This window comes from Actinomadura sp. HBU206391 (assembly GCF_014323665.1).
GTDB lineage: Bacteria > Actinomycetota > Actinomycetes > Streptosporangiales > Streptosporangiaceae > Actinomadura_C.
This window is the reverse complement of the sequence record NZ_JABVEB010000071.1, coordinates 18,203-29,659: the sequence shown is the minus strand read 5'-3', so window position 1 is coordinate 29,659 and position 11,457 is coordinate 18,203. Positions and strand designations below refer to the sequence as shown.

Here is an 11,457-nt window from a genome sequence, read left to right as displayed (position 1 = left end):
TTCGCGGACGGCCTTCGCCAGGGCGGGCATGAAGTAGATCCATACCGTCTCTTGGAACACCTTTGCCATCATGGCGGAGTGGACGAGGACACCGAGGACGCCAAGGCCCGAGAACGGCGGTACGAGGAGGAGCGGTACGAGGAGGAGCGGCAGGAGCGGATCCGGCACCGCAACCGGGTGTCCGGCCGCATCGCCCTCTGGATCACGGCGGCCGCGCTGGTCCTGCTGGCGTACGACTCCGCGACCGCGGCGCTGGCCGCGCACCGGGACGACCGGCCATGGGCCTATCCGCTGGTTCTCGCCGTCACCTGCGTCGCCGCCGTGGTCGTCGCCGGTGCCTGGTCGCTCGCTCGCCGCCGTCGCTGAGCCACGCCGGATGAGATCGACATCTCAAGATACGGACCCGGCCATGCCCGATATCGCAGGTCAACTACGCTGGGTCGAGTGACCGACATCGTTATCCCTGAGGACATGAAGCCCGCCGACGGCCGATTCGGCTGCGGCCCCTCGAAGGTCCGGCCCGAGCAGCTGGCCGCCCTGCAGGCGTCCGGTGCGACGTACATGGGGACCTCCCACCGGCAGAAGCCGGTGAAGTCCCTCGTCGCCCGGGTACGCGAGGGGCTCGCCCAGCTGTTCTCGCTCCCCGCGGGGTATGAGGTTCTGCTCAGCAACGGCGGCACGACCGCGTTCTGGGACACCGCCGCGTTCGGGCTGGTGCGCGCCAGGTCGCAGCATGTGACGTTCGGCGAGTTCTCGAGCAAGTTCGCCAAGGTCACCAAGGGCGCGCCGTGGCTCGGCGACCCCTCGGTGATCTCCGCTGACCCCGGCACCCACCCGGTGCCGCGCGCCGAGGACGGGATCGACGCCTACGCCCTGACCCACAACGAGACCTCGACCGGCGTCGCCATGCCGATCAAGCGGGTCGGCGAGCCGGGCGACCTCGTGCTGGTCGACGCGACCAGCGGGGCCGGCGGCCTGCCGGTGGACGTCAGCGAGTGCGACGTCTACTACTTCGCCCCCCAGAAGTGCTTCGCCGCGGACGGCGGTCTGTGGGCGGGCCTGTTCTCGCCGGCCGCTCTGGCCCGGATCGAGGAGATCGCGGCGACCGACCGGTACGTGCCGGAGTTCTTCAGCCTGCCGACGATCGTCGACAACTCGGGCAAGGACCAGACCTACAACACCCCGGCGGTGGCCACGCTGCTGCTGTTCGCCGAGCAGATCGAGTGGATGCTCGCACAGGGCGGGCTGGCCTGGACGACGGCGCGCACCGCCGACTCGTCGCAGCGGCTCTACGCCTGGGCGGACAAGTCGCCGTACGCCACGCCGTTCGTCGCCGACCCGGCGCAGCGCTCCCAGGTCGTCGGCACCATCGACTTCTCCGGCGAGGTCGACGCGGCGGCGGTGGCCAAGGTCCTGCGGGCGAACGGGATCGTCGACACCGAGCCCTACCGCAAGCTCGGGCGCAACCAGCTGCGGATCGGCATGTTCCCCGCCATCGAGCCCGCCGACGTCGAGGCCCTCACCGCCTGCGTCGACCACGTCGTCGAACGCCTCTGACCGCTCGGGCGCCGGCAGATCCGGCCGACGTGGCGATCAGAGTTCGGGGGGCGGAGGGGCCGGCCGGCCGGCGTCGGGCGGCCCCCACGGCAGGCCGTAACGCTCGCAGGCCCGTCGCAGCTTGCCGAGGTCGGGCGGGAACGTGACCCGGCGCAGCACCCGGCCGGCCGGGCTCCACACGACGAGCTTCGGCGTGCCCTCCTCTGACTCGTCGAGGCCGACCCCGCCGACCGCGTCGCGACGCAGGTTCCAGTCGATCCGGCCGAGCGGGGTCACCGCCATGATGCCGGCGGTCGAGACCCGCAGCTGGGACCGGTTCCGGTCGTACAGCCAGGCGCCGACCAGGCCGAGCAGCAGCCCGGTCGGCCCAGCCCACGCCACCGTCAACGCGAAGCCGCCGAGGTCGGGCCCGAGCCACAGTGCTCCGAGGACGGCGACGAATTCGCACACTCCGGCGGTCACGCCGTACGACCAGATCCGGGAGCGGCGCGGCACGTCCAGCAGCATGCTCGACTCCGCGGGCGGCTGGGCCTGAGCCGGCGGCACCCGCGCCTCGGGCGCCACCGACAGTCCCGAGACCGTGCCGTGGAAGGCGGCGCTGAGGTAGGCGTCGTACTCCGCGTCGGTCACGGGCAGCCCGGCCCGGCGCGCCGACTCCCGCAGGTCGGTACGCGCGATCCGCAGCGCGGTCAGCGGCGCGGCGAAGAACTCGTCGCCGTCGGCGTCGTACACCCGCAGCCAGGCGTGCCCGCCGATGGTGAGCAGTTCGATGCCCCCGATCCGGTCCTGGGGCATCCTGAGCACGACGTCGCCCGCCGCGTCGGCCCAGCCGAGCCCCTCCTCGGCCACGACGAGCCGGCCGCCGGGCACCTGGGCGAAGATCTCCGGGAGCCCGTCGAGGCCGTACTCCGAGGGCCGCAGCAGCTGGGCGTCCGGCGTGATGACCCGGTAGCCGTGCTCGTCCAGCGCGTGGGCCAGCTGGAACTTGTCGAGTCCGCGCGCGGGGAGCCGGGCCAGCAGCCGCAGCCGGTGATCGAACGCGAGAACGCACAGCGAGTCCGGCTCCGGCTCGCCCGTGACCGGATGCGCCGTGACCCCCGGCCCCACGACCAGAGCCGCGATGTCCGCGGCGGCCACCTCATGTCCGCCCGCCCGCAGGCTCTCGGCGGTGATCCGCCAATGGACCGGAGTGGTCCGCTGCAGGCGGCGCCGGGCCAGGAGGAGCGCCACGCCGGCGGTGAGCGCCCAGAATCCCGCGGTGAGCCGGTCGGTGAATCCCTCCGCACCCTCCAACGCGATCCGGATGATCATGAGCATGCTGAGGACCGCCGCGAGGACGCCTAGGGCGGTGGTACGGGCCCGTCCGGGCAGCGGCCGCGGCGACTCCAGCTCGACCGGCGCGCCACGCGGTTCGGTGGGCTCGTGCACGGCCACGAGCAGTTCGGCCTCCTGATCGAGCAGCCGCTGCTCGGCGCCCTGCCCGGGTGGTGGGGCCTCATCGTCCTTCAGCGCCGAGCTGTCGCCGTCGAGCACATGGATCGGGATGCCGAGGCGGCGGGCGGTCAGGAAGAACGTCAGGGGCTCGAAGCCCATCCCGGTGAGCTCCCCGGCCTCCGTCGCGCCGAACTTGTGGAAGACGGTGAGCACCCCGTCCTCGGCCGTCAGCGCGAGTTCTCTGATGCGATCACGCTCGTAGCTCGCCGCGATCTCGCCCGAGGAGCCGATCCGCTCGAGGCCGGCCGCCGACAGCCGCCAGTACGGCACGGGGCGCCGGGGCAGGATCCGGCCGAGCAGCCACGGCAGCGCATTGCCGGCGGCGATGAGCACCGTCCACAGCCAGACGGGCCGGACAGGCACGAGCGCGATCGCGAACGGCAGCAGGGCGAACGGCCCGCCAGCGGCTGAACCGTTCCGGCGGCCGTCCAGCGCCCGCGGGCCGATGAGCTCATGGTCCACAGCCACAGATCCTGACATGTCGCGCGATGGGTTCACCGCCATCTCGTCCGGAGAGGATTCTCTCGACATCGTCACGCCAGGGCGTGTGATCACGCGGAGGCGCTCCGGCACGCGCCGCCGAGGACGATCTCACAGGCGATCTCACCGGGCTCAGGAACGCCTGCGCAGCAGCCGATACGCGAAGAAGCCGCCGACCCCGACGACGGCCAGCAGCACGGCGCTCCGTACGCCGGCACCGCCCTCGCGGGTGTCCGGGTCCCTCTGCGGGGTCGACTGCGACGACGACGCACTGCTCGACGCGGACGCGGCGTCGTCGGGCAGCCCCAGCCGGTAGACCGGCGAGTTCACTCCCTCGGAACCGGCGAGCAGCGACCGCCCGTCCGGGGAGTAGGTGATCGACTCCCCCTGCTCCTGGTGCGGCAGCGACACGATCCGCAGCAGCTTGCCCGGCGCCGAGTAGATGTGCGCCGCGTAGTAGGTCCGGATGACGAAATGGCGGCCGTCGGGCGCGAAGGCTCCGTCCGTGGCGAGCAGGGGCGCCGGTCCCACCCTGCGCAGCACGTTGATGCGGTCGGTCCGCAACTGAGCCGGGGCCTCGTAGAGCCCGCCGCCGATCTGCTTGCTGGCGATGTATAGCCGGCCCGTACGCGGATTGATCAGCACCGACTCGGCGTTGCGGGGCCCGTCCTCGTACTTCAGCCGGAACGCGGTCGCGCTCAGCGTCTGGTCGCTCAACCGGGCCGGTTCGGGCACCCGGTAGACGGTGACGTAGGGCTGGGCGCCGCCCGCGTTGTCGCCGATGTCGGCCACGAAGATCGCAGGGCCGCTCTGGTCCCGGCCGACCGCGATCCCCTCCCAGTCGCGGTTGTGCGCGCGCGACAGCGTGAGCGTGGCCTTCGTGCGGCCGTCCGGCCCGACGGCGAAGATCGCGGCCGATCCGTCGGAATCGTTGTGGGTGTAGACGACGCCGGGGTGCCTAGTGCTCACGGCGAGCCCGCTGGACTCGTTGATCCGGCGGTCGGAGATGGTGAAGGCGACGCCCGGATCGGGCGCCGTCCCCGCGAACGCCACACCGGGCCCCAGCAGCAAGAAGCCACTGATCAGGACCACGAGCACTCGCATGTGTCGATCTTCCCCCATCGTCGTGGCGCCGACACACGCGCCCCATGCACGGATCAATTCAGCAGGCTGCCGATGATCACGGCGAGGATCAGCACGGTCAGCACGGCCGGCAGCAGCCATCGCGGTGGGCGGTTCACGGTCTGCAGCCTATTCGGCGCGATCGCGTTTCGGGACGCGGGGCGGGCATCCACACGATCACGACGGAACGGCCGGGGTGCCCGGCCGCCCGAGCGACCAGGTCTTCAGGGTCTCGTGGCGAACCTGCCCGCCGAGGTGGCTGCGCACCAGGCAGATCGAGTCGGCGGTCCACGGCGACCCGGCGAAGGCCGAAAGATCGTCGAGCAGCGGCCGTACGTCCGTGGGCCGGCGGCACCTGGCCAGGGTGAGGTGCGGCCGGAAGGCCCTGTGCTCCCCGAAGGGCGACCCCGCCCTGGTGCCCGCGGCGGCCACCGAGGCGGCCAGCCTGACGAGGGTGCGACGATCGCCGTACAGGCCCGTCCAGAGCACGCGGGCGTGCGCGCCGCCACCGGGGAAGGCGCCCGCTCCGGCGAGCGACAGCGTCAGCGGGTCGTAGCGGCGGGCGGCGCGTTCCAGGCGCGGCGGCAGCCAGTCGAGGGTCCGATCGTCCACCTCGCCGAGGAAGGTCAGGGTGACGTGCATGAGGTCGCGACGCAGCCACTTGAGATCGGGCCACCCGGTCCTGAGCGGGGCGATGAACTCCTCGATCTCGTCGAGTACCCGCGGCGGCAGCGGCAGCGCGACGAACAACCTCATGACGACAACGCGGGATCGGCCACACGACAAAGCCTGTCAGCCGGCGTGCCCGCCTGTCACTGCCGGCCGAGGTCAGGTGACCAGACCCCGGGTGTGCTCGCCGAGGAGATGCGAGAACAACGCGGGGGCGCGGGTGCCGTCACCGGCGTCCGGGAGGATGTCGGGAGTGAGCGTCCAGTCGCCGCCGACCCACGGGTCCACGACGGTTCCCTCACCGCTCGGGAGGTTGTGGCACGTCTGCCGGACCCGCAGTGTGCGAACGGAGTCGCCGACCGGCGTGTCGGTCTCGACCAGCAGCACCGGCACGCCGGCCGCCGGACCGTCCTCGACCAGCCGCACGAGCTGGTGAGCCTCGTCCCCGTCGGCGAGCGCCGCACCGGCGTCGAGCACCACGACGAGCCGCACCGGCGGCCCGCCCGCCGGCGCCATGGCCGTCTCGGTCTCTGAGATGCCGACCATGCGCAGATCGACCAGGTCGAGCAGGCGCCGCACCCGCTCGGCCGCTGCCGGGCCCGTGGCCACACCCCCGCCGAGCAGGTGGTGCACCGTCGCCGGGGCGAAGCCGTGCAGCCAGCCGGCACCCGACAGACCGGACGCGTCGATCACCTCGATCCCCACCGTGCCCGGCGGGAACGCGGCGAGGAGCCGGCTGACGAGCGACCACGCGAAGACCAGCGACTCGCCGGGCACCACGCCCCTCGAGATCCAGGTCGCCCTCCGCAGCGGCATGCGGAGGATCAGCGGCACGCGCAGACCGGGCAGCTCCGGGGCGCTGAGATGGCCGAGCAGAATGCCCTCGGCCAGGTCGGGCCGAGGCTGCCAGGTCAGCCAGGACATGCCGCCGAACGGGGCTATCTCGGCGTTCGCCTGATGCTCGGCGCCGGCGAGCTCGCCGGCGAGCTGGCCGATGTCCGCGTTCAGCCGCTGGGCGGCCGCGTCGAGAAGCTCCCGGTAGCGGCCCTTCGGGACCCGACCGGCGATTTCGTCGTTACGGATGGTCAGCGCGTGCTCACCGGTCGAGCGATAGGCGGCCAGCGACCGGCTGGCGTCCTCCCACACCAGCCAGACGCGTTCGACGTAGTCGACCTCGCCGGCGCCCGGCGCGGGCGGGACGTCCGATCGTGGCTGCCGAGGCGGCGCGGGGTCCTGCGGCCGGCCCGGCCTCTGCTGCTGGGACTGACCCTGCTGGTAGGAGGGCGTCTGCTGGTAGGGCGGCATCTGCTGATGCGGCGGGGGCTGCTGATGCGGCGGCGGGCCGGCCTGCGGCATGGCGCCCCCGACGGCGACCCCGGCGGGCGGCGGCTGAGCGGCCGTGTCCTCACCCGGGTCGTCGACCTCGACGCCGTGTGCGGTGACGAGGTCGACGAGCCCTCCGTCGTACCCCTGGCCGACGGCGCGGACCTTCCAGCCGGGTCCGCGGCGGTAGACCTCCATGCCGATGATGGCCCGTTCCGAGCTCAGCCCGTCGACGTTGAACACCGCTACCTGGCGGCCTCCCTCGGCGGTGAGCTGCAGGCGCGGCGCCGGGATCGAACCGAACGTGGCGGCTCCGGCGAGGCTCATCACCAGCAGGACGGCATGGACGTCGGCCGCCACGGCGGCCAGGTCCAGGTCGATGCGCTGACCGCTGCCGCCGTCCGACCACCGCACGCCCGCGCCCTCGGGCGCGTTGTAGAAGACGAGGTCGGCGTCGGACCGCACGCGCATGTCCGAGCCGACGAGCAGGGCGCTGACGTCGGCCGGAAGGGCGCACCGGACGCCGACAGTGACCCGTTGAGCATCGAGCGGCGTGTTGGCGCCGCGTACAAGATCGGGCACGCCGGGCTCAGGCGTGTGCGACGAGCTGCGGGAGCATGTCCTGGAAGGTACGACCTTGACCGGGCTCGCCGATCGCGGCCATCTTCCAGGCGCCACCGTGCCGGTAGAGCCGGGCCATGACCATGGAGGTGTGGCCGCCGCCGCCGGTGAGGGTGTAGCGGGCCAGTTCGGCGCCGTTCGTCTCGTCCACCAGCCGGCAGAACGCGTTCTCGACCTCGTTGAAGGTCTGGCCGTTGAACGAGCTGACCGTGAAGATCAGCGAGCTGATGTGCACCGGCAGCCGGTTCAGGTCGACGATGACCGATTCGTCGTCGCCGTCGCCGTGCCCGGTCAGGTTGTCGCCGGTGTGGCGCACCGACCCGTCGTCACTGACCAACTTGCCGAAGAAGACGGCATCGGTGATGCGGCCGTCGGCGAAGAGCACGCAGGAGGCGTCCAGATCGATCTCACGCTCGCGTGAGCCGAAGAATCCGCGCTTCTTCACCGCGTCCCACCCGAGCCCCATCCGGACGAGCGTCAGCGTGCCGCCGGGCTTATCCAGCGAGATCCGCTGACCCTTGACCATCGAGACCGTCATCGCCGCCTCCTCGTTCACCGTGCAGGAACGGAGCCGCCCGGTAGCCGAGCCGAAGCGATGGCCATGACCCCATGGACATCGCCACGGCCATCGCCATGGCCGAGGCCGAGCACGCCCCGTTCGGTCAGTTTCCCAGCCACCGCGGCCATTGTCAGGCGCGTTGGAAACTTAGGGCATCCGGCAATGAGCGCAGTACTCGTACGATCGACGCGAGGGGCACCATCACCAAGATGATCACCGTCGCGGCGACCGTGGCGACGAGGCCGCCCGCCACGATGCTCAGGCGCGGCCCGAACTGCTCGGCCATCCATCCGACCATGGGCGCGCCGAGCGGGTTGGTCCCGAGGAAGACGAACATGTAGAGGCCCATGACCCGGCCGCGCATCTCGGGAGCGACGTTGAGCTGCATGGTCGCGTTGGCGGTGGTGGTGAAGGTCATCAGCGCGATGCCGGTGGGGACCAGCAGCGCCAGGAACGACCAGTAGGTCGGCATCAGGCCGGTCAGCACCTCGAACACGCCGAAGAGCAAGGCCGCCATCAGCAGCATGCGCCGGCTCGGGCGGACCCGGCGGGCGGACAGCAGCGCACCCGACAGCGCTCCCACCGCGAGCATCGTCGAGGCGAGCCCGAAGGACGAGGCCCCGCTGTGGAAGACCTGCCTGGCCATCAGGGCGGTCGTCAGCTGGAAGTTCATGCCGAAGGCGGCGATGAAGCCGACCAGCACGAGGACCATGACGAGATCGCGCCTGCCCTTGACGTAGCGCAGACCCTCGCGCAGCTGTCCCTTGGCGCGCGGCACCGGTTCCCCCACCTGGTGCAGATCGCGCTCGCGCATGGCCTTCAGCCCGAGCAGGACCGCGCTGAACGACGCCGCGTTGATCAGGAACACCGGCCCGGTGCCCACGAGGGCGATCGCGACGCCCGCGACGGCGGGGCCGACGATGCGCGCGCCGTTGAAGGTCGCGCTGTTCAGGGCGATGGCGTTGGGCAGATCCTTCCTGCCCACCATCTCGACCACGAACGTCTGCCGGGTGGGGTTGTCCACCACGGTGGCCAGGCCGAGTGCGAACGCCAGCAGGTAGACGTGCCAGACCTGGGCGACGCCGCCGATGGACAGGACACCGAGGATGAGGGCGAGCGCGCCCATCGACACCTGAGTGATCATCAGGACGCGCCGCTTCGAGTAGCGGTCGGCGATGACGCCGCCCCACAGGCCGAACAGGAGCAACGGCAGGAACTGCAGCCCGGTGGTGATGCCGAGCGCCGTGCCGCTGCCGTGGGTGAGGTCCAGCACCAGCCAGTCCTGCGCCACCCGCTGCATCCAGGTGCCGGTGTTGGACACCACCTGGCCGGCGGCGAAGAGCCGGTAGTTGCGATTGCGCAGCGAGCGGAACATCCCGCCGCGCGCTAGGACCGGCTCAGCTTCTCCAGGATCGGCGCCGCCTGGCGCAGGATCGTCCGCTCTTCCGGTGTCAGTTCCTCGAGCCGCTGCGACAGCCACGCCTGCTTGCGCCGGCGCTGCTCCTTGAGCAGTTCCCGTCCCTGATCCGTGACGTTCAGCACCACCTGGCGGCCGTCCGTCGCGTGCGGCGTCCGGACGAGCAGGCCCTGCTCCTCCAGTGCGGCGATCACGCGGGTCATCGACGGGGGCTGCACCTTCTCGTGCTCGGCGAGCTGCCGAGGACTCATCGACTGGTGCCGTTCGACGGCCGCCAGCGCGGCCTGTTGCGTGATCGAAAGCCCGCTTGTGCTTTGCGCGCGGAGCCGGCGCGACAGGCGCGCGATCGAGATGCGCAGGTCCTGCGCCAGGCCTGCGCGGCTTCTGGTCTGCGACATTGCCATGTTCATTCGCTGAAGTCATTACTCTTGCTAACGATACGACGGTTCGAGGCTATTCCGCCAGATCCTTAGCAAAGCGTATGATTTCGGCATCCTCCGCTCGCTCAGCTCTAGGAGCATCGTCGCACGTCGGAGGGCGGCCGTGGCGGATGCCCGGCCGTCCCGCCGACATGATCAGCCGACGCCCAGCAGCGACTTCACCGGATCGAGGGCGAAGTAGAGGACGAACAGCGCCGCGATCAGCCACATCAGCGGATGGATCTCCGCGAACCTGCGCCGGAACGCCTTGATCACGACGTAACTGATGAAGCCCGCGCCGATGCCCACCGTGATCGAGTACGAGAAGGGCATCAGGACGATCATCAGGAACGCCGGGATCGCGACGTCGTAGTCGCCGAAGTCGATGTTGCGGATCTGGGTCATCATCAGGAACCCGACCACCACGAGCGCCGGTGTCGCCGCCTCGAACGGCACGACGCCCACGAGCGGGGCGAAGAACATGGCGACGAGGAACAGCCCGCCCGTCACCACGCTGGCCAGCCCGGTGCGCGCGCCCTCTGCCACGCCGGCCGCCGACTCGATGTAGGTGGTGTTGGACGACACCGATGCCGCCCCGCCGGCCGCGGCGCCCAGCGAGTCGACCAGCAGCACGTTCCTGACACCCGGCAGATCGCCCTTGTCGTCGAGCAGCCCGGCCTCGGCGCCCACGCCCACGGTGGTGCCCATGGTGTCGAAGAAGTCCGCCAGCATGACGGTGAAGACGAAGAGCAGGGCGGCCACGACGCCGACCCGCTCGAAGCTGCCGAACAGGCTGAAATCACCGAGCAGGCTGAGGTCCGGCGACCCGGCGATCTTGTCGGGCAGCGCGGGGACGCCGAGCTGCCAGCCGTCCGGATTGATGACGGGCTTGCCGGCCGCGTCGACTCCCTTGACGTACGGGCCGACGTCGGCGAGCCACTCCACGACGATCGCGAGGACCGTGGTCGCCACGATGCCGATGAGGATCGCGCCCTTGACCTTCCTCGCCACCAACAGGACGGTGACGAGCAGGCCGACGACGAAGACCAGCGTGGGCCAGCCCGACAGGCTCCCGGTCCCGCCGAGCTGAAGGGGCACCGTGCCCTCGCCGGCCGCGCCGGGGATGCGGCGGACGAAACCCGCGTCGACAAAGCCGATCAGCGCGATGAACAGGCCGATCCCCACCGCGATGGCGGTCTTCAGCTCGGTCGGGATCGCGTGGAAGACCGCCACCCGGAACCCGGTGAGCACCAGAACCGTGATCACCAGCCCCTCGAGGACCACGATGCCCATCGCGTCCTCCCAGGACATGCCGCTGGCGATGCCGAACGCGACGACGGCGTTGAGGCCGAGCCCCGTGGCCATCGCGAACGGATAGCGGCCGATCACGCCCATGCCGAGCGTGAGTACGCCGGCGACGAGCGCGGTGGCGGCCGCCACCAGCGGGATGCTCGCGCCCGGCTGCGTCAGGTCCCCGAGGAACTGCCCGTCCTTGTCGGCGACGGTACCGATGATCAGCGGGTTCAGCACGACGATGTAGGCCATCGTGAAGAAGGTGGCCAGGCCGCCGCGCAGCTCCCTGCCCACGGTGGACCCGCGCTCGGAAATCTTGAAGTACCGGTCGAGCCCGCTCACGGGCCGCTGCTTCTCTTCGACTTTCTCGATCACGGCCGCAGAGTGACAGATGCCGAAGGAGCAAGGAAAGCCGCCAACGGCACCAAATCCGCAACAAAACCTGCGTGGATCAGCCGTGTGAGGCGGTGGGGTCCGCCGGCGAGCGACCCGGCGCCGGGGCG

Annotated in this window: 11 protein-coding genes; 2 read left to right on the top strand and 9 right to left on the bottom strand. The window is 71.0% G+C overall.

Annotated features, from left to right (window positions below; genetic code table 11):
* Positions 1 to 78 precede the first annotated feature (78 nt).
* A complete protein-coding gene (locus HKK72_RS20825) occupies positions 79 to 366 on the top strand; it encodes a hypothetical protein (protein WP_187236073.1) in 288 nt (95 codons plus the stop codon).
* A gap of 78 nt (positions 367 to 444) precedes the next feature.
* Positions 445 to 1,557 carry a phosphoserine transaminase gene (gene serC / locus HKK72_RS20820; RefSeq protein WP_187236072.1) on the top strand — a complete coding sequence of 371 codons (1,113 nt, stop codon included), beginning with the start codon at positions 445 to 447 and terminating at the stop codon, positions 1,555 to 1,557.
* Positions 1,558 to 1,593: 36 nt separating this feature from the next.
* Here serC and HKK72_RS20815 read toward each other — a convergent pair whose 3' ends face one another.
* The 9 genes from HKK72_RS20815 to HKK72_RS20775 all read right to left on the bottom strand — a co-directional run bounded on the left by HKK72_RS20815 (position 1,594) and on the right by HKK72_RS20775 (position 11,329).
* A complete protein-coding gene (locus tag HKK72_RS20815; protein ID WP_187236071.1) occupies positions 1,594 to 3,513 on the bottom strand; it encodes a hypothetical protein in 1,920 nt (639 codons plus the stop codon).
* 150 nt (positions 3,514 to 3,663) lie between these two features.
* On the bottom strand, positions 3,664 to 4,635 hold the full coding sequence (locus tag HKK72_RS20810; protein WP_187236070.1) for a hypothetical protein: 972 nt from the start codon (positions 4,633 to 4,635) through the stop codon (positions 3,664 to 3,666).
* Positions 4,636 to 4,688: 53 nt separating this feature from the next.
* Positions 4,689 to 4,826 carry a hypothetical protein gene (locus HKK72_RS20805; protein ID WP_187236078.1) on the bottom strand — a complete coding sequence of 46 codons (138 nt, stop codon included), beginning with the start codon at positions 4,824 to 4,826 and terminating at the stop codon, positions 4,689 to 4,691.
* 4 nt (positions 4,827 to 4,830) lie between these two features.
* On the bottom strand, positions 4,831 to 5,409 hold the full coding sequence (gene thpR, locus HKK72_RS20800; RefSeq protein ID WP_187236069.1) for an RNA 2',3'-cyclic phosphodiesterase: 579 nt from the start codon (positions 5,407 to 5,409) through the stop codon (positions 4,831 to 4,833).
* Positions 5,410 to 5,481: 72 nt separating this feature from the next.
* Positions 5,482 to 7,227, bottom strand: coding sequence for a TerD family protein (locus tag HKK72_RS20795; protein WP_187236068.1), 1,746 nt, complete (start codon positions 7,225 to 7,227; stop codon positions 5,482 to 5,484).
* A 7-nt stretch (positions 7,228 to 7,234) separates the two neighbouring features.
* Positions 7,235 to 7,804: a TerD family protein gene (locus tag HKK72_RS20790; protein WP_187236067.1), complete on the bottom strand. Its 570-nt coding sequence runs from the start codon at positions 7,802 to 7,804 to the stop codon at positions 7,235 to 7,237.
* Positions 7,805 to 7,955: 151 nt separating this feature from the next.
* Positions 7,956 to 9,200, bottom strand: a complete 1,245-nt coding sequence (locus tag HKK72_RS20785) for an MFS transporter (RefSeq protein ID WP_187236066.1) — start codon at positions 9,198 to 9,200, stop codon at positions 7,956 to 7,958.
* A gap of 11 nt (positions 9,201 to 9,211) precedes the next feature.
* Positions 9,212 to 9,652: a MarR family winged helix-turn-helix transcriptional regulator gene (locus HKK72_RS20780; protein WP_410050323.1), complete on the bottom strand. Its 441-nt coding sequence runs from the start codon at positions 9,650 to 9,652 to the stop codon at positions 9,212 to 9,214.
* Between the two features lie 165 nt (positions 9,653 to 9,817).
* A complete protein-coding gene (locus HKK72_RS20775; RefSeq protein WP_315987361.1) occupies positions 9,818 to 11,329 on the bottom strand; it encodes an NCS2 family permease in 1,512 nt (503 codons plus the stop codon).
* Positions 11,330 to 11,457: the final 128 nt, after the last annotated feature.